Here is a 19,487-nt window from a genome sequence, read left to right as displayed (position 1 = left end):
CCGGCGGGTTAAATGTTTACCGATAGTTTTGGCGCAGCCATTCCCGGCTTGCGGCAATGCTTTCAAACGGCGGATTCTGGCACTCGTCCTGCTCGACGATAAACCACTTCGTACCGATTTCTTCGGCGGCTTCCAGCACCGGCTTCAGGTCGACTTCGCCCGTGCCCAGCTCAACCGTGAGCAGCTTGCCATCTTCCCTGCGCAGGTCTTTCACGTGAAGAAGCGGCGTTCTGCCCGCATACTGCTTCATAACCCCTATCGGATCGAGGCCGGCGTTATGAGCCCAGCACACATCCAATTCCACGAACAGCTCATTCTCGGGAAGCGCGGAGAAAAATGCGTCAAACATCGTCTGATCGCCGATTTTTTCTTCAAACTCGAACGAATGGTTGTGATACCCGAAAGCGATTCCGTGTTCCGCGAAACGGCGGCTGCTCTCCTTGAGAATCTCCACGATTTCACGGAAGCCTTCCTCCGTACGCTCAGGCGGAAACCAGCCCGGGCAGGCGACATACTTGCTGCCGATGGCCACGTTCATTTCGATTTCCTCGTCCAGGTTTTCCTGAAGACGGTGAATCCCCACATGACTGCCGACGGAAGTCAGGTTCAGTTCTTTCAGAAGTTCACTCAATTCACGGGGAGAAAGTCCTCCGTAACCGGCAAATTCTACCCCTTCATAACCAAGCTCCGCCACTTTTTTCAAAGAGCCTTTGAAGTCCTTCTCCGTTTCCGAACGCAGGGTGTATAACTGCACGCCAATTCCGATCTTTGTCATCTACGATCACCTTTCCTCTGTCCTGGGTTGTGGGATGTCGGAAGGGAAACGCTTCCCTTCGCCAAAAAACCTCTCCTTCTATTGATACCATACCTCGTTTATAATGAGAATGAATGATCCACGCAGAACATGAACTATTTTGCTAAATTATCAAAAAGGAACGATGCCTCGTGACAGGAATTCAGGACCCGGCGTCAGCCGTTAAAGATGAGGTCCATATTTTGTCCGCCGGTTATTCGGTGCACCGCAAGCCTTTCGTCTCCAATCAGCGGGACGGAATCCAATATTATTTGCTGCGTCTTCAAACGGAGGGCACCTGCCAGGTCTGGCAGGAAGGCCGCTACGTAACCGCAGAGCCGGGCGATCTGCTGCTGTACCGTCCCGGTGACGCCTACGAGCTGCGCATCGGCAGCCAGCACGAGGCTTTACCGCCGGACGCCGATACCGTATACAGCGGCGATTATTACCTGATGTGCAGCGGGAGCTGGATGGATGCCTGGTGGGAGCGCTTCAAGAGGCCCGGCATTATCCGGGTCGGCCTGGACGACAGCTGGCTGAACATCTGGCGGGAAATTTTCCGCGAACGCCGCCGGCTGCACGATAACCTTCAGGAAATCGGCGATTATCTGGTTCGCGTGCTCTGCTTGTCGCTGGACCGAGTCATCGGCGATCTCGCGGATCTGGGATCGTTTCCCCAGAAGCCGCGCTTCTCTTACATGGTCCAGCGGATGAAAACGTACATCGAGCAGAATGCCTCGGAGGCCTTCACGCTCCAGGATCTGGCCGACCACGTCGGACTCAGCACCTCGCGCGCGGGTCACCTGTTCCGTGAGACGTTCGGCCAGTCCGTCATGGATTACGCCATCGAGGTCCGGATCTCGATGGCATGCGAACGCATCCGCTTCGGCGCGATGACGCTGGAACAGGCTGCGGAATCTTGCGGCTTCCACAGCTATTCGTATTTCCACCGCACCTTCCGGGCGCGAATGGGCCTCTCTCCCCGCGAGTACCGAGACGGCAAGCTCGGCAACCTGGAGAAGCCTCAAGTACACGGCGTGACTTGAGGCGGAACGGCAGCGCACGCGATTTGGCCGAGCGGAGGCGCGATGCGGGCCTGCTTTATGCCGCGCAGGCGAGTTCGGGTCCGCATAAGCGGGCGGGCCCTGCCTTGCGCCTTGCGGCAGCGAAGACGCTGATGCGGCTACGGCGTTGACGTAGCCTCGGCGTCAGCGCAGCTACGGCGTTGACGCAGCCTCGGCGCCAGCGCTGCTACGACGTCAGCGCTGCCAGGCATAGCCGCTTCGGCTGCGCGGTACCGGCCAAAGCAGCGGCCAAACAAAAACAGCCCTTGTCCTCTCCCGGACAAGGGCTGTTTTTCCTGCTGCGCCGCCGTATCTTTTGGCGCTGCTATCCGAAGCTCCGTGCATCAAGACGCAGCGCCCATACGGCGGGCGCCCCCCGTGCTTGCTCGTGGCAGATGCACCGTCAAGCCGTTCATTCCGCTCTGCTCATAAGCGGCGCGGCCCCGCCTGCCTTCCCCCGAACGGCTCCGCCGACAGCTAAGGAGCGACTTTCACCGCTTTGACCCAGCTGACGTCTTTGCCCCATTTTTTCTCATGGTACGAGAAAAGGATATAGGTGCGCCCGTCATTCGCATCCGCGCCTGAACCTGCTCCCGCTTCCTTCGCGTAATAGCGCACTTTCGCCGGGAAAGTCTCGCCGCTGTAGACGAACCCGCCGGACATGCCCGCCTTCTTCGCTTCTTCTTCGTTCGTAGAAGCGCCCGTAAGCCGCTCGATCATCTCCAGCGCACGCGGCATCGTTACGGCATCGGGACCGAAGGTGTAGCTCTCCGGCTTCTGGCCTTTGCCGAGCGCGTCAGGCGCGGGCTCCCAGGCGGCCACGGTGCCGTTCTGAACGTAAGGATACACCTTGTAGCTGTATCCTTCCTGTTTCAGCGCTTTACCACCGGTGCTCTCCAGCTCTACCTCGACCACCGTGGCGTACGCAGCGGATGCCTGGGACGGCACCTCCGCAGGCTTCTCCGCCGCAGGCACAATCCGGGCACGGAGTTTAACGTCCTCGGGCGCCAGCGTCGGATCTATGTTAAAACGGATCACCGCATATATTCCGGCAACCAGACACAACAAAATGAGCCCGATCAGCCACTTTTTTCTATTCATCCGCTCCCCCTCCGTTTCTCTCTTTGTCCATGTTACTTCCTCCGCGCAAAAAAAACAAACCCCGAAGTATCCTTCGGGGCCTTTGACCTAAACCTTCGCATTTCCTTGCGTCCAGGTACCTAAGCGGGTTACGGCGGCGCCTCGCGCCAACAAGTCCGAAAAGCCTATAACCCGGTAGCGCCGGCCTGCTGAAGCTCGTTTTGCAGCTCCTCGTGAATGAGACCGTTTGTCGCCATCACATGGCGTACGCCAAGCGTATAAGGCTGTCCCGCCGTATCGGTGACACGGCCGCCCGACTCCTGGACGAGCAGCGCGCCCGCCGCTATATCCCAGGCATTCAGCCCGATTTCGTAAAAGCCCGACAGACGGCCCGCCGCCACGTAAGCCAGATGCAGCGCCGCCGAACCCGCATTGCGGAGATTGCGCACCTTCGGCATGAGAGCGTTGATACCGGCCAGGTTGATCGGAAGAGCTCCTTCGCGGTCGGCGGGGAAACCCGTTCCGACCAGACTTTCGGACAGCGCCGACTCACCCGATACGCCAAGCTTGGCGGCTTTCAGGTAAGCGCCCTTGCCTTTTTCCGCCACGAACAGCTCGTCGCGCATGGGATCGTAGACCACGCCCACAATTACTTCGCCTTTGTAAGCAAGCGCAATGGACACGCTGAAGAACGGAAATCCATGTATAAAATTCGTCGTACCGTCGATTGGATCGACGATCCATAAGTATTCGGCATCGCTCACGTTCTCCAGGGCGGCTGCCGACGCCTCGGGACCCGGCTCCACACCTTCCTCGCCAAGAAACGCATGATGGGGAAAATGCGTCAGAATCAGATTGCGGATCATTTTCTCCGATCCCTTGTCCACTTCCGTCACCAGATCGTGGGAGGAATACTTCACATCCACCCGGCGGATTTCACCCACCCGGCTCTTAATCCATTCGCCTGCCTTCGCGGCGGTATTGATAGCGACGGCCGTAAAGCTTTTGCCGCCGACACGGTAAGGTTCCTGATTTACAGTCGTCATTGGATATCACTCTTTTCTCTCGCAATCTAGTATAGTTCTAGTATAGTAAATGAAACGAATTCCGTGCCACATCGTTTCACCCAAATTTCCTCGTAGGATCTGCCAAAAAGTAAAGCCGCACGCGCGGCATATTCATCCGCCGGTCAATTTCTCTGTCCGCGGAGCCTCCTCGCAACCCGCGAAGCCAGACGGAACCCCCGCGACAGTGCCGGAAAAGCCGTCATAATCCGGCCCCAGATCCGGAAGCCGGGCGACAGCCTCGACGATACGCGGCCGTCCCGGCTTATCGTCTCCAGCCGGGCCAGCACCTTCGCGGCGGGCACAAGCGGGTCGAAGCCGATGTTCGCGTCGCCCTTGCAGAGCAGCGGAGCCTGCGGGCCTTCTCCTCCGCGCCGGATCAGGCGGTGGGCGATAAGCCCGCCCTCTTCGCCTTCGAAGAGGACGATGTCGCCTCTGCGGAGATCCGCGGCCGCCACCGGCACGAACGCGCAGACGCTGCCCTCGCGGATCAGCGGCCGCATACTCGTGCCGCGCGACGGGATCTCCACGCGGCCTTTAAGCTCCAGGGCGCGCCGCACGACAAGCGCCTCGGCGCCGAATCCTCCGCTGCCGAGGCCGCTGTGGACCTCTCCGCCCATCAGACGCCGGCCTTCCGGGGAGCAATGACATCCCAGAAGAGAGCGTTCTTCTGGAAGAAAAGCTCCTGCACCGGTACCCGCTCGAGGAAGCGCATACACAACTGCATCACAGCGCGCGTCTCCTCTGCCCCCGTCGTCCAGAAGAAGACCTGGCTCATGACGATCGGCAGGGCGTCCGCCGCTTTCATCGGCTCCGTCCGGACTTCCTCCGATTGCCTGAGCACGTACATTCCCTCCAGCGGAGCAGCCGGGATACCCTCGCCGATATCCCAGCGCGAATCGCTGCGGAAAGGCGAATTGTGCGCCAGCGCCAACGCTTCCGCTCCGCCGCCCGGTCCCGCTTCGGGGAGAGCAATCACCGTCGCCTCGTCGCTGAGCAGGACACGCGGCCTGGACAGCAGCGCGGCCGTCGATTTGCCTGCTCCGGAAGGCCCGGCGAACAAGTAGCCCCTGCCGTCCTGAACGGCGCACGAAGAGTGCATCAGCAGGCCCAGCCCGTTGCGGATGAGGAAAGCGCTGTAGACGTTCATCAGCGCATGCTTCAGCGCGAACTCGTCCTGAACCGCTACGGAAGCCGCCCTGAGGTCCTCGTCCGCTTCGATCCGGTAATCGGCCCGGGTATAGATAACCTTACCGCCGCGCTTCTCCGCGGCAACGTCGAAATCGACAAACGGCACGCCGTAGCCGCCTTTTATATTCAGCCGCAGACGCGGTTCTTCCCCGTCGTCTCCGAAGCCTCTGTCAAATGATTCTCTCAACCACTCCCCGAGTACCGGAGAGTCCGTTTCAATGCCGATCCGCTCATTTCCGATCCGGGTTATAAAACGCGTCATGGAGGGCCCTCTCTTTTTGCAATATAAGCTTGATTTTCATAAATTTTACCTGATATCGGACCTCTTCACAACCACAAAAAACACAAAAACCCCCCGCAAACGGCGCGCACCTTCCCATTCTCTCAAGGTGTAACCGCCCAAAGGGGTTTTCGTGTATGTATGGAATTGCAAATTTTCGGAAGGACTATTCCTTGCAGGCAGCGCGGTTTTACGCGCCTACGATGTTGTAACCGCCGTCTACGTGAATAATTTCGCCGGTAATGCCGCGCGACAGATGGCTCATCAGGAACATGGCCGTATCGCCGACTTCCGCCGTTTCCGTCGTTTTGCGCAGCGGCGCTTTTTCTTCCACCTGATGCAGGATGGAGTTGAAATCTTTAATGCCTTTGGCGGCGAGGGTACGAATCGGACCGGCCGAAATGCCGTTCACACGGATACCGTGCTGGCCAAGATCGGCAGCCAGGTAACGTACGCTTGCTTCCAGCGCCGCTTTAGCCACGCCCATCACGTTGTAGTTGCGCATAACGCGTTCCGCGCCGAGGTAGGTCATCGTCATGATGCTGCCGCCCTCCGTCATCAGCGGATACATGTGCTTCGACACCGCAACCAGCGAGAATGCGCTGATGTCCTGTGCCAGAGCGTAGCCGTCTCGGGACGTATCCACGAACATGCCTTCCAGCTCTTCCGTGCGTGCGAACGCGATGCTGTGCACCACTCCGTGCAGAACACCGAACTCGCCTTTCAGCGTATCAGCCAGGCGTACGAGATCTTCATCTACCGTTACGTTGCAGGGCAAAATAAGCGAATCCGGAATATTACCGGCCAATTTGCGTACACGCTCTTCCACACGCTCGCTCTCGTAAGTGAATGCGAGGCGCGCGCCTTGAGCCGCCAAAGATTGCGCAATCGCCCATGCGATGCTGCGGTCGTTGGCAACCCCCATAACCAGAATGTTCTTGCCGTTCAATAAACCCGATGTCGTCATTCGACAATCTCCTCTCGGTTCGAATTGGACAATCCTTCACTTTAACAAGGTACCCCATTTGACCCGCAAAGACAAGAAGAACACGGCAAAAACATGCGGCTTTACCGGATTAACCCGGAATTCCCGAGATTTTTACATGTTTAAGCGGAAAAACACGGCCTATGTAGGCCATCATCCCGCAGAGTCCGATTCCCTTGCCTTCACCGTTTCCGGCACGAACCTACGGAACGTTTATTTGCACGGAAGCCTCTGTCAGGATGTCTACGCCTTTTTCCGGTTCCAGATCCTTCATTAGACGAAACAGAGCGGCGTCCTTCATTTTGGCTTCAATCATAACGTCGAGCCGCGGAGTGATTCCGGCAATGCCTCTGAAAAATTCCAGCAAAGGACCGGCTTCCACATAATCCGCATGGCTTCGGATGTCTTTATCGTTCTTGGGGCTCGACACATGGATTTTTGGCGGCAGCGGCTGATCCGCGCTATCCGGAAGCGAGACGCAGAGCTGCCCTTCCCACGTCGCCTGGATTCGGGGCCACAGCTCCAGAATGTCCTCTCCCTCGTTATTCACTTGATGATGGTGGACATCAAGCACCATGGGCACTCCGACCTTCTCGCAGATTTCCAGCGTTTCGCGGGCGGTGAACGTTTTGTCGTCGTTTTCCAGAGTGAGGCGGCGCCGGGCGCTTTCGTTCAAATCGGCAAAATGAGCCACGAACCGCTTGGCCGCTTTCGGTTTGTCTCCGTAAGTTCCGCCTACGTGGATGTTCAGCTTGGCGTCCTCTCCGAGTCCCATTGCCTCCAGCATCGCGGCATGCCGCTCTAGGTCCGCATAAGACTTGAGCAGGACATCTTTGCGGGGGGTGCTGAGAACCGTAAAGTGATCGGGATGGAAGCTCGTCCGCATACCGTGCAGCTTGGCGTAATCCCCCACCTCTTTAAATTCCGCGGCAAGAGCCGGGATCGGATCCCAGCCTTCCAGCATGTCATGGCCCAGCAGGGGAATCAGTTTGGACGAATAGCGGTACACCTTAATATCGTAAGCACGGTTATGCCTAAGCAGCCGGAGCGTATTGTGAAGGTTCTCGGCTCCTATTCTCTCCAGCTTGCGGACAGCGGCTTCTCGGTCATTCAACTGGCTGAACAGCGTTGCCGTCATCGTCTTGGACGGGGACGCATTCTTCACTTCCGTGGACATCGCCACATACCCCAGGCGTACGATCATGGCCGTTGGTCACATCCTTGCTCCTGATTGGTCTTTAATGATAAGATGCCCAGAATAAAAGGCGCTACTATAGTTATGGAGGCAAAATTTTAACGATCCGAAATTTCAGCGGCCCAAAACAAAAAGCAGCCGTTTTCTCAACCGGAGCCGAGATCAAAGCTGCTTTTCATATTAAATGGTATAAAACGAAACGGAGTGTCCTTGTCCGAAACGCCTCTTCTTACTTCCTTCCTTGTTCGCCGAAAAACATCTCGTCGGCCAGCGCCGTCTGCACGCGCGCCTCTTCCTCGGTCAGCTTGCGCACCAGATCCATCTCCACAAGGGTAACTTCATCCCCCTGAAAAGTGATTTCCGCGATGGACGCGCTGATCTTTACGATAGCCACCGCCTCGTTGGCAGGTGAATAGGCGATTACTTTCTGGCCGGTCGGATACACGCGGAACCCGCTTTTGCGCATTTTACAGCGCCCGTATTCCAACAGCTCGTACAGTTCCTGTTCGGATTTGAATTTGCATACGGAATTAAATTCGGTTTGAAAGCCCATAGCGCCCTCCCGGCTGATCGAAATAGTAGTCGTTGCTAAAAGCTCATGCGGGAAAGCCGCTCTCCGGCATCATCGCCAGCCTCCGGTTTCCCGGGCCCGCGATGATGTACCTGCGGACGGCACACCTGCTCCCCTGCATGCGAAATCGGTATCCGGCAAAGCCGTTACTCCACCGTATATTTGATTTGCTGTTTGGCCGCGTGGCGTTCCAGCGCAAGCCGGATGAGATCGTCCAGCAGCTCCGCGTAAGGTTTGCCGGTTTCCTTCCAAAGAAGCGGATACATGCTGAACGGGGTAAAGCCCGGCATGGTATTGATCTCATTGATATAAATCTGGCCGTCCGTCCGGGTCAGGAAGAAATCGACCCGCGACAGGCCCGATCCGTCGATGGACTGGAACGCCTGGATGGCGAGTTCCCGAATCTGCGCGGCGGTTTCTTCCGGCAGTTCCGCCGGAATGACCATCGTCGATTTGCCGTCGACATATTTGGCCTTGTAGTCGTAAAATTCGCTGGAAGACACGATCTCGCCCGGAACGGAGGCCAGGGGCTCTTCGTTGCCGAGGATGGCGACTTCAATCTCCCGCGCGTCCACGAATTCTTCCACAATCACCTTCCGGTCGAACTGGAAGGCATACTCCACCGCTTCAATCAGCTCCTGCCGGTTACGGGCTTTGGAAATGCCTACGCTCGAACCCAGGTTGGCCGGCTTGATGAAGCACGGATAGCCGATGGAAATTTCGGTTTCCATCAAGAAGAACGGCTGATCTTTCTCCCACTGGGAGCGGGTGAAATGCCGGTACACGCACTGCGGGAGCCCCTCTTGCGCGAACATTTTCTTCATGGCGACTTTGTCCATTCCGACGGCCGAGGCGAGCACGCCCGCTCCCACGTACGGAATGTTCGCCATCTCAAGCAGCCCCTGGATGGTGCCGTCCTCTCCGAAAGTACCGTGCAGCAGCGGCAGCACGACATCGACGGCTTCCTCCCGGGCGGCTTCGCCCGCGGCGGCCACTTCGGCCAGTACCCCGTCCGCCTGACTCGTAAGACCGGAGAAGAAGGGAGCCAGTGCCGCACCGGCCGCTTCGCCCTCGGAAGCGTCGAAAGCTAGCAGCTCCTTGCGCTCCACCCGGCCGTTTAGAGCCGCTCCCCGGCGCCATTCTCCCTGCTTTGTAATATAGAAAGGAGTAATTTCATACTTCGATACGTCCAATGCTCCAATGACGGCATGCGCGGTTTGCAAAGATACCTCATGCTCCCCGGATTTACCGCCATAGATCAGTCCTATCCGCAATTTCCGGCTCATGTTTCCCCTCCGCCTGATTCCATAATCTTTATTTATCCATCCATTTCATCCGAAACACGGACAAAGGCATACCGGGTTTTATCCGTCCACGCGTACGAGTCCTTGTAATCCCAGTAGCGGTGTTTGCTGCTGACGGTATGCGCGTTAACGAGCGGCATGCCGCCCGCATCCAGTGCGGTCACGAACGTATTGTGCTGAAACCGTCCGTCCCCGTCCCAGTCATAGCTGATAAAATCGCCGGGCCTTAGTTCGGCGGCCGAGGAAACGAGCGTTCCCGTCAAGCCTCTGCGGGAAGCGGGCACGTAAAGCTGCAGAGCCTGGGCGACCGCCCAGCTGTAGCTCCAAAGCTCCCGGCTGCCCTGCTTGCCCGAATACCACCAGCCGGCGCCTCTTTTCCCAGTATAGTTCATCGGTGATCCCCCTGCAAAGAGACACTGGGAGACGTAGCTCGTGCAATCCACTTCGAATTCAATAAAAGCCGGGTTGTACCCGTTCCACCAGGTGTCCGCATATTTGACCGCTCGTGCGCGATCGTAAAGCTTCTTCCGGGTTTCGGGGTAAGTTCCGACATGGTTCAGTATACTATAATTCAGGTAGGGCTGCGACGAGGAGATTTCACCTTCGGGCGTGTAAATTCCTTCCTCCGCCAGCCAGGAGTACGGTTGTCTCGTTTTTTCCCGCTCGCTCTCCCGGGCCGAAATTTGCGCGATTTTCCAGCGCGGTCCCTTACGGATCAAGCCGACCCGTTCCCGGATGACGATGCATTCCTTGTGCTCCCTGCCCCCTTGTTCGTAAAAAAACTGCCGCCGGCACTCGACATCCGCGGTAACGCCTTCCTCGTGTTCGCGCACATGCTGAAGCTTAAGCCGCGTTTCTCCGCGCAGTGCCTTGACTCCGCGTTCTTTGCGGCTTTCGGTCAGCCGGCGATACCGGGCTTCGGTTTCCCGGTTGAACCGTTCGTCTTCCACCACGTTTGCCAGCACTCCGGCCGACGCTTCCGTTTCCGCCGTATTGCGTGCGTGCAGATAATCGTACAGCGCTGTTTTCCAGGACATGCCTTTCCCTCCCAAGAGCCTACAGTCCGCTGCGGGGACCGGCCTTATACGCATGGGTAATACGCGTGGATATTCGCTTAAATATATGAAAAATTTCAAATAAAAATGAGTCATTTTATTCTTTACGCGGCAGGGGGAACACGGTATACTATGGATATAGCGAAATATGAAATTGAGTTTCATCAGATGAAACACCACCAACCAATCAAACGTAAGACCCGGACAAATTTCAATTCGCCATTTCAAAGATCATAAGGGAGGCTTTGCAATGCCGCAAAAAGACGCTTTTAACGTACGCAAGCAGTTGACGGTAGGCGGTAAATCTTACCACTACTACAGCCTGCAGGATCTTCAGCAGCAGTTCGCCGGAATTTCCAAACTGCCTTTCTCCATTAAAGTTCTCCTTGAAGCCGCGATCCGCCAATACGACGGCCGCGCCATCACGGACGAACACGTGAAGCAAATCGCAACTTGGGGCGACGAAAACGCCGACCACAATAAAGAAATTCCTTTCATTCCCGCCCGTATCGTCCTGCAGGACTTTACCGGCGTACCGGTTGTAGTTGACCTCGCGGCAATGAGAGACACCGTTGCACGCGCAGGCGGAGACCCTAAACGCATTAACCCGCTCGTACCCGTTGACCTCGTAATCGACCACTCCGTTATGGTCGACGCTTTCGGTAACGGTATGGCGCTTGAAACCAACATGGAGCTTGAATTCGAGCGTAACGAAGAACGCTACCGCTTCCTGCGCTGGGCGCAAACCGCATTCGATAACTTCCGTGCCGTACCTCCGGCAACCGGTATCGTTCACCAGGTAAACCTGGAGTATCTCGCTTCCGTTGCGGCTACCAAAACCGTAGACGGCGAAACGACCGTATATCCGGACTCCCTGGTAGGTACCGACTCCCACACCACCATGATCAACGGTCTCGGTATCGTAGGCTGGGGCGTTGGCGGTATCGAAGCCGAAGCCGGTATGCTCGGACAGCCGCTGTACTTCGTAACGCCTGAAGTTATCGGCTTCAAACTGACCGGAAAGCTCGCGGAAGGCGCAACGGCGACCGACCTTGCCCTCACCGTCACTCAAACTCTTCGTAAGAAGGGCGTTGTCGGTAAATTTGTCGAGTTCTTCGGTCCCGGCCTTGAGGACCTCGTCCTGTCCGACCGTGCAACGGTTGCCAACATGGCTCCAGAGTACGGCGCAACCGTCGGTTTCTTCCCGGTTGACAACAGCACGCTGGAATACCTGAGAAACACGGGCCGCAGCGAAGAGCAGATCGCTCTCGTTGAAGCTTACTATAAAGCCCAAGGCATGTTCCGTACGAAAGACATGGAAGATCCGATCTACTCCGATGTAATCGAAATCGACCTGTCCACCGTTGTACCGAGCCTTGCAGGTCCTAAACGTCCTCAAGACCGCGTCGAGCTGACGGCGATGAAAGAATCTTTCAACGACATCCTGCGTACGCCTGTAGACAAAGGCGGATACGGTCTGTCCGACGAAAAAATCGCCGAAGAAGTCGAAGTGAAATACGCGGACGGCAGAACAGCCAAAATGAGCACGGGCGCCGTTGTAATTGCAGCGATCACGAGCTGTACAAATACATCCAACCCGAACGTTATGCTTGGTGCGGGCCTTCTCGCGAAGAAAGCCGTCGAGCGCGGCCTGAAAACGCCGGCTTACGTGAAAACTTCCCTGACTCCTGGTTCCCTGGTCGTTACCGACTATCTGGAAAAAGCTAACTTGCTTAAACCGCTTGAAGAGCTCGGCTTCTTCGTAGCGGGTTACGGCTGCGCAACTTGTATCGGTAACTCCGGTCCGCTCCCGGACGAAGTGAGCCAAGCCGTTGCCGACAACGACATGACGGTCGCTGCCGTTCTGTCCGGTAACCGTAACTTCGAAGGCCGCGTTCACGCGCAGGTTAAAGCGAACTACCTCGCTTCCCCGCCGCTGGTTGTCGCTTACGCGCTGGCAGGCAACGTGAACATCGACCTGACGAAAGATCCGATCGGCTACGGCACGAACAACGAGCCTGTCTACCTGAAAGACATCTGGCCGAGCAACAAAGAAATCGAGGAAGCTGTCGCAACTGCCGTTACGGCCGAAGCTTTCCGCGAGAAATATAAAGACGTGTTCCGTGCCAACGAGCGTTGGAACCAAATCGCGGTACCGGAAGGCGAACTGTACGAGTGGGACAAAAACTCCACTTACATTCAAGAGCCTCCGTTCTTCCAAAACCTTGGCCAGTCCCTGGACGACATCAAAGACGTCCGCGGCGCCAAAACGCTTGCGCTTCTTGCCGACTCCGTTACGACGGACCACATCTCTCCTGCCGGTAACATCAAGGTAGACAGCCCTGCGGGCAAATACCTGATCGAGCATGGCGTGGACAAAAAAGACTTTAACTCCTACGGTTCCCGCCGCGGTAACCACGAAGTCATGATGCGCGGTACGTTCGCGAACATCCGCATCCGTAACCAAGTGGCTCCGGGCACCGAGGGCGGCGTAACGACTTACCTGCCGACAGGCGAAGTAATGTCGATTTACGATGCTTCGATGAACTATCAGGATAAAAATACTTCCCTCGTCGTTATCGCGGGTAAAGAGTACGGAACCGGAAGCTCCCGTGACTGGGCGGCCAAAGGTACGCTTCTGCTGGGCGTCAAAGCCGTTATCGCAGAAAGCTTCGAACGTATTCACCGCAGCAACCTGGTAGGTATGGGCGTGCTTCCGCTTCAATTCCTGGAAGGTCAAGGATGGAAAACGCTTGGTCTGACCGGCCGCGAAACAATCGAAATTTCCGGCTTGTCCAATGATGTGCAGCCGGGCGAGCAAGTAACCGTAACGGCTACCCGTGAAGACGGCACGTCGTTCGACTTCAAAGCTATCGTTCGTCTGGACAGCATGGTGGACGTGGATTACTACCGTAACGGCGGTATCCTGCAAACCGTACTCCGTCAAATGATGTACAACGCTTAATAGAAGCATGTAATAAAAGAGAGCCCCTCGGGGCTCTCTTTTTTCTGTTTAAAGTGCGGTTCTTTTCCGGTGAAGCTGTTTCTTTCCAGTAAAGCTCGATAATCAAGAACCTTATCTATCTCGCGTGCTTCCCTTTCCCGCTCTTCCTAGCCCAGTGGACAAGCTGCTGCCGTAGTTAACGGCGTGCGTGGTCTCCGCACCAGTTCTCCCGAACAGTTAGGGCAGATGTGCCCCCTCTCTTCCGTGCAATTTTTGCAGAATGTGCATTCATGCACGCAAATGTAAGCTTCCGACTGAGCGTCAAGCGTGTGCCCGCAAATCTGGCAATCCTTTTTCATGGCAAGACCCATATCCCTATCCCCTTTAACATGAATTCGATCCTCCATGCGATGATCTAACTTCAGTGTATAGAAGAAAACCCGCCGCATACAGACATCTTCTAAACCTTTAAAGGCGCAGCAATCCTATAAATTTTAGTAAAAGACCGTACAAAACTTAATTTTTAAAATCAAGCTCCGGCGTTCCTAAGTTCCTCTTTGCATGGCATAGAAAAAGACGGCATTTCCTTCCGCAGGAAAGCCGCCTTCGTTACTTTTCACTTATTTCCGTTACCCGGGTTAGTCCCCGCTTTTGCATGAGTGATTCCGGGGCCGGCATCCGGGTTGAGCTCCTCATCCGGGTACCAAGGATTCAGATGTACAAGCACCTCGTCCACTTCGGGATGCTTGGCCCGGATCGCTTCCTTGATGCTGCGCCCGATATCGTGCCCCTGCTGAATCGTTAACGTTCCCATGATACCGATCCGTGCATCCACGAGTATGTAATGGCCGTGTTCGCGGGCACGCAGCCGGTCGATGCGTTTGACGTCTGGGAACGACTCAATGATCTCTTTATACTGCTGCAGCTTGGCGTCTTCAACGTTCGTTTCCATCAGAATATTGACGGCTTCTATCCCCATCGTATACGCGAGCTTGATGACGAGGAAAGAGACGATAATTCCGGCAGCCGGATCCCCGTAGGCCAAGAAAGGAACATCAAAGTAATCCCCTGCCAGGGCCAGTGCGATCCCCGCAGATGCGGCTATAGAAGCATAAACGTCAGCCAAATGATCGTAAGCCGTGGCAATAAGGCCTTTGCTGTTCACGGCCCTGCCCAGCCTCATCGTATATAAGTACAGCCATTGCTTCCAGACCAGGGAAATAACCGCCGCGATCAGAGCGAGGACATGAGCTTCCCCCGGCGGCTCCAGAAGCGCCATAGCGGCATGATACCCCATATAGATTGCCGCGGCGCCCAGCAAAAGCGCCACGGCCCCCGAACCGAGCACCTCCGCTTTGCCGTGCCCGTAAGGATGATCGTGGTCGGCCGGGCGGTTGGAAATCCGCATGGAGCTGTAAGCCGTTGCCGTGGCGATCACGTCTCCGGCATTATGTATTCCGTCTGCAATCAGAACCTGGCTGCCGAACAACCAGCCGACGACCAGCTTGATGCCCGTCAGGACGACATTGCTAATCAGGCTGATCCAGATCGCAATCATCGACTTGCGCTGTTCCATCAACCCTTCCCCTTCCGTATGTTCCGATCTAGTATTGCCCCCGCGGTGGAAAAAAATGCCTGAACATGTCTTCCTCAATCGAATATTGGGGAAAACGGCATCGCGGAAAGGGAAACTGCTTATGCTCCCCTTCCCGCGCGGGCAAGCGAAGGCCAGCTGGCGAGGGCTCAGCTGGCCTTATGTATTGATACGCTTCCGCGGAAGATTTAAAACAACGGACCTGCAGCGGGCCTAGCCCGCACCGGATGCCGGACAGGGGCGCTTCGGCTGAGGAACGCCTCCGGCAGCCGGTTGGACGGCTGTTCTTCGGCGCCTCCCGGTCCTTCTCCGGTACTCATCTCGGATGCTTCTCCGGCAGTTCCCCAGCCATCCTTCCCCGGATTGCCTCATAGGCCCGCACATCCCCATGCCGCGCTATCTCAGCATGGTGCCCATCCGCCGGGCCGCCTCCATCACGACCGGAGCCTGCTCCAGCATGGCCTCCAGCGTGAGCCGGTTGGACGGCCCCGACACCGCCAGAGCGGCCACGAGCTTGCCCGCCCGGTTAAACACCGGAGCGGCAAGCGCCGCCGCTCCCGGCTCGCGCTCCTCGACGCTGGTGGCGTAGCCCGCCTTCCGCGTCTCGTGAAGCTGCTGCAGGAACGGTTCCCGCAGGATGCCCGCAAGCTCGGCCTCCAGCATCGCCTGTTCCTGCACCTCCGCCTCGCCGAAGGCGAGGAGGATCTTGCTCGATGCCCCGACGAACAGGGGCATTCTCGCACCGATCGGCGCGACCCGCCGGATCGCGTGGTTGCTCTGCACGGCCTGGACGCGCACGCGTTCCCGGCCGTCTCGCACGTACAGCGAGATCGTCTCGTTCACCTGATCGCGCAAGCGTTCCATCTCCGGCAGCAGGATCATGCCGGGGTCGTCGCTCTGGGACATGTGCGCGGCAAGTTCCCAGATGCTGAAGCCGAGCCTGTATTTGTCTCCGTCGGACTCCCTCACAAGGAATCCCTTCGCCTCCAGGGACGCAAGGAGACGGTAAACCGTGCTTTTATGCAAAGAGACTTTGGATGAAATCTCCGTTAACGTCAGTTCGGTTGCGTCGGTATAACACAGGAGTACATCCAGTGCCCGTTCCACGGCGCGGACGGTCGATTTTGCTTCCTCCATCGGGTTTCACCACCGCCTATTTTTGTTTCACATAGTGAAACTCTGTTTCTTTTATTATACTTGATGAACCCTCGAAAGGCAAAGGAAAAAACCGCTCGAAAGCCTTGTATTACAGCGAGATTACAAGACAATTAACATTGTGTTGCACATATTGACGAAGCGTGTAAGTTGACATAATATAAGAGTACCACGAGGTCCTTTTCAGAATATTTAGTTAATTATAAACCTTCTGATTATTCAGGTTCCTACTAACTAAATTCTCCTAACAAAGACCCATTCTCCAAAGGAGGGAACCTATATGAGCATGAATCCCGTTAACTCGACTCCCCTACAACCCGCACCGCTGGACCATATTCCGGTTAAATCGATTTCCCGGCGCAAGAAGGTTGTCCTGCTCTCTCTTCTCTGCTTCTTCGTGCTCTGTTCCAGTCTGATCCTCGGCTTCCACGGTTTTATCGCCTGGACGCTGGCCCGGCCTACCATTGCGCCGTTAAGCTCGAACCCTGCGAAAGCGGTCGGTCTGCCATATCAGAACGTTACGTTTCCCAGCTCGAACGGCAGCAGCACGCTGAGCGGCTGGTACATTCCGACGGCACAAGCTTCCTCCCAGACGGTCATTTTCTCGCACGGGTACGGCGGCAACCGCGAAGAACTGTGGGTCCCCATCTATTCTCTTGCCAAAAAGCTTCATGACAGCGGATACAACGTGCTGATGTTCGATTACGGCTACGTTCATCCCGAAAACGACCGGATCGTTACGGCCGGTATCCAGGAATCCAAAGAACTTCTTGGGGCCGTTAATTATATTAAAGAAAAAGGCTCCGAGCGCGTCTATGTATGGGGCTTCTCCATGGGAGCGGGCACAGCCCTCCAGGCCGCCCTGCAGACCAAAGATATCGACGGTATGATTCTGGACAGCACATTCCTGCTCAATCCGGATACGCTTTATCATAATATGAAACAGTATGTAAATATTCCTAAATTCCCTTCACTCCCTCTTGTCCGTGTATTTTTCCCGCTTCTTAACGGGGTTAACATGAATCAGATTCCGTATCAGGCCGTCACGACTCATGAATATCCGATGCCGATTTATTTCATTCACGGCGATGAAGATGAACGGGCCCCCCATGAAATTGCCGAAGGGGTCTATAAAAATCAGCACAACGTGTTCAGCAACTACTGGATGCTTCCTACCGGCAAACACGAACTGATCTACTCGGCGAAACCCGACGAATACATCACCCGCACCTTCGGGTTCCTGAAAACGATCTCCCGTCCTCAGCTTCCGGAATCCGGTTTTGTTGAAATGTAAATAGAATAGGCCAACCCCTCCCTGGAATAAAAATAGGAATAACGTTGATTCCGGGGAGGTTAGTCCTGATGCTTTCGGTCTACGGCAGCTTGATGCCGCTTAGGATTTTAGAAGAAATCCGTTTCTGGAAAACCCAGGAGAAGGAGCATACCGTCGTTATCCGCGAACTGGTCCCTGCGCTGGAGCCCGTTTATGTACAGGCGCTCAAAGAGTGGGAGGAAGTTTTCGCCAAGACGGAGGCGGCAGCCGTTCAGTGGGTGGAATGGGCGATCCGCACGCAAAATCCCAACGATCCCTTCCTTCAGCAGCAGCTGCGGCAGCTCATTGATGTCTCCACCAAACAATCGGTTCAATTTATCGAATTTCTGCAGATTATCGAAAAAGAAAGCAAACCCGTCAGCTCGAATCCCGTTGTCAAAACGGTCATCGAGCATATTATCCGCGAGTCGGAGTATTTCCTCGGCACGCTCAAAGGCCTGGAAACCTCCCAGAAGGGCAGCCCTTACGGTACGGGAAGCTGGGGCTTCGGCGTACCGGGTCATTGGCCGCCGGGCGCTCATTCCGGTCTTGGCGGCTACACAGGCCAAGCCGGGGACAGCGGTCTGGGCGCTTTCGGGGCGCCCGGGAGTCCGGGTGGAGCTCCGGGCGCCCCAGGAGCTCCGGGAGCGTGGGGAGCGCCCGGCTATTACGGCCCGGGCGGCGTAATCTTGCCCGGGTCGGGCTTCGGCGACGGGCCGGGCTACAACCTCGGCGGCGCCGGCTCGCCGAGCACATCCATCGGCAGCGCCGGCAGCTCGCTGGAAGGCGTCAGCACGCCGATGACAGCCGGCGGAGGGACCGGGCCCGGGCAGTACGGGCTTTACAGCGTCCCCGTTCCCGGTCACGATTCCGACGGTCCCGCGCCCGTACCCGGAGGAGGACTGCCGGGGTATTCCTCCGGCGGCAAGGGCTTCGCCGTCCCGCAGACGGGCGTAGGCCCCGGACCGGGCGCGCCTCCCGGCTTCGGCGTCGGGGCGCCCGGTCCTCCGGCGAGCTACACGCCGGGGCCATCCGCCTATCCCGGAGCGGGAATCGGGCCTGTCGGGCCGGGAGGCCCCTGGGATACGCGCACGGAAGGCGATCGTCCGCCCCTAAGCGATATGGCGGCGCAGAGCGGCGTCGCTCCGCCGCCGGCCCACGCTTCCGGGCACACTCCGGGGCAGGGACAGACCGTTCCGGCTCTGTCACCTTATAAGCCCGTGCCGATAGGCGGGCATAAGCTTCCTCCCCTGCCGTACGCCTACAACGCTCTGGAGCCTCATATCGACGAGGCTACCATGCGCGAACATCACGACAAGCATCACAAAACCTATGTCGACGATCTCAACAAAGCCGAGCAGATGCTTGCGAAAGCCCGCGACAGCGGAGACTTCGCTCTCGTCAAGCATTGGGAGCGGGAGCTGGCTTTCAACGGCGCGGGCCATTACTTGCATACGATTTTCTGGAACATCATGAAACCGAACGGCGGCGGGAAAGCCTATGGTCCCATTGCCGCTGAAATCAACAAATCGTTCGGCAGCTACGACCGGTTCAAGAAGCAGTTCACCGAAGCCGCCAAGAAAGTGGAAGGCGGCGGATGGGCTATTCTGGTCTGGAGCCCGCGCAGTCACCGGCTTGAAATTTTACAGGCGGAAAAACACCAGAATCTGTCCCAGTGGGACGTCATTCCCTTGCTGGTGCTCGACGTGTGGGAACACGCTTATTACCTCAAACATAAAAGCAACCGGGCCAAATACATCGAAGACTGGTGGCAAGTCGTCAACTGGGATCATGTCAACGAACGATTCGAGCCGGCCAGCAAGCTCACCTGGCTTCCTTATTAAAAAAAGATCTCAACTCCACCTTATGGTGGGTTTGAGATCTTTTCATTTTCCATTGG

19 protein-coding genes are annotated in these 19,487 nt (G+C 56.6%); 5 read left to right on the top strand and 14 right to left on the bottom strand.

From position 1 onward, the window contains the following. Window positions 1-16: 16 nt before the first annotated feature. The gene (locus KVT34_RS22850) at window positions 17-775 is read right to left on the bottom strand and encodes a sugar phosphate isomerase/epimerase family protein (protein WP_217561401.1); all 759 of its coding nucleotides are present in this window, start codon (window positions 773-775) and stop codon (window positions 17-19) included. Between the two features lie 170 nt (window positions 776-945). Between KVT34_RS22850 and KVT34_RS22845 the strand changes: the two genes are divergently transcribed. Beyond that, window positions 946-1,839, top strand: a complete 894-nt coding sequence (locus KVT34_RS22845) for an AraC family transcriptional regulator (protein WP_217561399.1) — start codon at window positions 946-948, stop codon at window positions 1,837-1,839. Window positions 1,840-2,018: 179 nt separating this feature from the next. Then, window positions 2,019-2,360 carry a hypothetical protein gene (locus KVT34_RS22840; protein WP_217561397.1) on the top strand — a complete coding sequence of 114 codons (342 nt, stop codon included), beginning with the start codon at window positions 2,019-2,021 and terminating at the stop codon, window positions 2,358-2,360. Here KVT34_RS22840 and KVT34_RS22835 read toward each other — a convergent pair. From KVT34_RS22835 to KVT34_RS22795, 9 genes are all read right to left on the bottom strand, one after another. Further along, window positions 2,335-2,958: a hypothetical protein gene (locus KVT34_RS22835; RefSeq protein WP_254635063.1), complete on the bottom strand. Its 624-nt coding sequence runs from the start codon at window positions 2,956-2,958 to the stop codon at window positions 2,335-2,337. The genes KVT34_RS22840 and KVT34_RS22835 overlap by 26 nt on opposite strands. A 164-nt stretch (window positions 2,959-3,122) precedes the next feature. Beyond that, window positions 3,123-3,983, bottom strand: a complete 861-nt coding sequence (locus tag KVT34_RS22830) for an inositol monophosphatase family protein (RefSeq protein WP_217561395.1) — start codon at window positions 3,981-3,983, stop codon at window positions 3,123-3,125. Between the two features lie 143 nt (window positions 3,984-4,126). Beyond that, window positions 4,127-4,621 carry a S24/S26 family peptidase gene (locus KVT34_RS22825; protein ID WP_217561393.1) on the bottom strand — a complete coding sequence of 165 codons (495 nt, stop codon included), beginning with the start codon at window positions 4,619-4,621 and terminating at the stop codon, window positions 4,127-4,129. Next, complete coding sequence (locus KVT34_RS22820; RefSeq protein WP_217561390.1) at window positions 4,621-5,454, bottom strand: hypothetical protein; 834 nt, start codon at window positions 5,452-5,454, stop codon at window positions 4,621-4,623. The genes KVT34_RS22825 and KVT34_RS22820 overlap by 1 nt, the downstream gene beginning before the upstream one ends. 208 nt (window positions 5,455-5,662) lie before the next feature. Then, window positions 5,663-6,439 carry an enoyl-ACP reductase FabI gene (gene fabI, locus KVT34_RS22815; RefSeq protein ID WP_009676877.1) on the bottom strand — a complete coding sequence of 259 codons (777 nt, stop codon included), beginning with the start codon at window positions 6,437-6,439 and terminating at the stop codon, window positions 5,663-5,665. A gap of 220 nt (window positions 6,440-6,659) precedes the next feature. Beyond that, window positions 6,660-7,661, bottom strand: a complete 1,002-nt coding sequence (gene uvsE, locus KVT34_RS22810; protein ID WP_217561388.1) for a UV DNA damage repair endonuclease UvsE — start codon at window positions 7,659-7,661, stop codon at window positions 6,660-6,662. A 220-nt stretch (window positions 7,662-7,881) separates the two neighbouring features. Beyond that, window positions 7,882-8,205: a hypothetical protein gene (locus tag KVT34_RS22805; protein WP_217561386.1), complete on the bottom strand. Its 324-nt coding sequence runs from the start codon at window positions 8,203-8,205 to the stop codon at window positions 7,882-7,884. A 164-nt stretch (window positions 8,206-8,369) separates the two neighbouring features. Next, window positions 8,370-9,509 (bottom strand): D-alanine--D-alanine ligase, encoded by a 1,140-nt coding sequence (locus KVT34_RS22800; protein ID WP_217561384.1) that lies wholly within the window; start codon window positions 9,507-9,509, stop codon window positions 8,370-8,372. A gap of 32 nt (window positions 9,510-9,541) precedes the next feature. Next, the gene (locus tag KVT34_RS22795) at window positions 9,542-10,564 is read right to left on the bottom strand and encodes an amidase domain-containing protein (protein ID WP_217561382.1); all 1,023 of its coding nucleotides are present in this window, start codon (window positions 10,562-10,564) and stop codon (window positions 9,542-9,544) included. Window positions 10,565-10,832: 268 nt separating this feature from the next. Between KVT34_RS22795 and acnA the strand changes: the two genes are divergently transcribed. Beyond that, window positions 10,833-13,547, top strand: coding sequence for an aconitate hydratase AcnA (gene acnA / locus KVT34_RS22790; RefSeq protein ID WP_217561380.1), 2,715 nt, complete (start codon window positions 10,833-10,835; stop codon window positions 13,545-13,547). Window positions 13,548-13,693: 146 nt separating this feature from the next. On the opposite strand, the gene KVT34_RS22785 is transcribed toward acnA, so the two are convergent. The 4 genes from KVT34_RS22785 to KVT34_RS22775 all read right to left on the bottom strand — a co-directional run bounded on the left by KVT34_RS22785 (window position 13,694) and on the right by KVT34_RS22775 (window position 16,257). Continuing rightward, entirely contained in the window at window positions 13,694-13,897 is a 204-nt protein-coding gene (locus KVT34_RS22785; protein WP_217561378.1) for a DUF1272 domain-containing protein, read from the bottom strand. A 245-nt stretch (window positions 13,898-14,142) separates the two neighbouring features. Beyond that, entirely contained in the window at window positions 14,143-15,102 is a 960-nt protein-coding gene (locus KVT34_RS22780) for a cation diffusion facilitator family transporter (RefSeq protein ID WP_217561376.1), read from the bottom strand. Between the two features lie 206 nt (window positions 15,103-15,308). Next, window positions 15,309-15,440 carry a hypothetical protein gene (locus KVT34_RS32470; RefSeq protein WP_302695551.1) on the bottom strand — a complete coding sequence of 44 codons (132 nt, stop codon included), beginning with the start codon at window positions 15,438-15,440 and terminating at the stop codon, window positions 15,309-15,311. Window positions 15,441-15,516: 76 nt separating this feature from the next. Then, entirely contained in the window at window positions 15,517-16,257 is a 741-nt protein-coding gene (locus KVT34_RS22775) for an IclR family transcriptional regulator (RefSeq protein ID WP_009676919.1), read from the bottom strand. A 298-nt stretch (window positions 16,258-16,555) separates the two neighbouring features. Between KVT34_RS22775 and KVT34_RS22770 the strand changes: the two genes are divergently transcribed. Both KVT34_RS22770 and KVT34_RS22765 read left to right on the top strand, forming a co-directional pair. After that, complete coding sequence (locus KVT34_RS22770) at window positions 16,556-17,569, top strand: alpha/beta hydrolase (RefSeq protein ID WP_217561374.1); 1,014 nt, start codon at window positions 16,556-16,558, stop codon at window positions 17,567-17,569. A gap of 68 nt (window positions 17,570-17,637) precedes the next feature. Beyond that, on the top strand, window positions 17,638-19,431 hold the full coding sequence (locus tag KVT34_RS22765) for a Fe-Mn family superoxide dismutase (RefSeq protein WP_217561372.1): 1,794 nt from the start codon (window positions 17,638-17,640) through the stop codon (window positions 19,429-19,431). The last annotated feature ends 56 nt before the right edge of the window (window positions 19,432-19,487 follow it).

The organism is Paenibacillus sp. GbtcB18, assembly GCF_019091125.1.
Classification (GTDB): Bacteria; Bacillota; Bacilli; order Paenibacillales; family NBRC-103111; genus Paenibacillus_F; species Paenibacillus_F chitinolyticus.
Note: the sequence above shows the minus strand (reverse complement) of the source record. Positions and strands in the feature narration are given on the sequence as shown.

Bases quoted from the DNA above. Each gene is read 5' to 3' on its own strand.
- KVT34_RS32470 (WP_302695551.1), bottom strand. From the start codon at position 15,440: ATGAGTACCGGAGAAGGACCGGGAGGCGCCGAAGAACAGCCGTCCAAC.
- KVT34_RS22835 (WP_254635063.1), bottom strand. From the start codon at position 2,958: ATGAATAGAAAAAAGTGGCTGATCGGGCTCATTTTGTTGTGTCTGGTT.
- KVT34_RS22805 (WP_217561386.1), bottom strand. From the start codon at position 8,205: ATGGGCTTTCAAACCGAATTTAATTCCGTATGCAAATTCAAATCCGAA.
- fabI (WP_009676877.1), bottom strand. From the start codon at position 6,439: ATGACGACATCGGGTTTATTGAACGGCAAGAACATTCTGGTTATGGGG.
- uvsE (WP_217561388.1), bottom strand. From the start codon at position 7,661: ATGATCGTACGCCTGGGGTATGTGGCGATGTCCACGGAAGTGAAGAAT.
- KVT34_RS22850 (WP_217561401.1), bottom strand. From the start codon at position 775: ATGACAAAGATCGGAATTGGCGTGCAGTTATACACCCTGCGTTCGGAA.
- KVT34_RS22830 (WP_217561395.1), bottom strand. From the start codon at position 3,983: ATGACGACTGTAAATCAGGAACCTTACCGTGTCGGCGGCAAAAGCTTT.
- KVT34_RS22765 (WP_217561372.1), top strand. From the start codon at position 17,638: ATGCTTTCGGTCTACGGCAGCTTGATGCCGCTTAGGATTTTAGAAGAA.
- KVT34_RS22795 (WP_217561382.1), bottom strand. From the start codon at position 10,564: ATGTCCTGGAAAACAGCGCTGTACGATTATCTGCACGCACGCAATACG.
- KVT34_RS22770 (WP_217561374.1), top strand. From the start codon at position 16,556: ATGAGCATGAATCCCGTTAACTCGACTCCCCTACAACCCGCACCGCTG.
- KVT34_RS22820 (WP_217561390.1), bottom strand. From the start codon at position 5,454: ATGACGCGTTTTATAACCCGGATCGGAAATGAGCGGATCGGCATTGAA.
- acnA (WP_217561380.1), top strand. From the start codon at position 10,833: ATGCCGCAAAAAGACGCTTTTAACGTACGCAAGCAGTTGACGGTAGGC.
- KVT34_RS22825 (WP_217561393.1), bottom strand. From the start codon at position 4,621: ATGGGCGGAGAGGTCCACAGCGGCCTCGGCAGCGGAGGATTCGGCGCC.
- KVT34_RS22800 (WP_217561384.1), bottom strand. From the start codon at position 9,509: ATGAGCCGGAAATTGCGGATAGGACTGATCTATGGCGGTAAATCCGGG.
- KVT34_RS22785 (WP_217561378.1), bottom strand. From the start codon at position 13,897: ATGGGTCTTGCCATGAAAAAGGATTGCCAGATTTGCGGGCACACGCTT.
- KVT34_RS22775 (WP_009676919.1), bottom strand. From the start codon at position 16,257: ATGGAGGAAGCAAAATCGACCGTCCGCGCCGTGGAACGGGCACTGGAT.
- KVT34_RS22780 (WP_217561376.1), bottom strand. From the start codon at position 15,102: ATGGAACAGCGCAAGTCGATGATTGCGATCTGGATCAGCCTGATTAGC.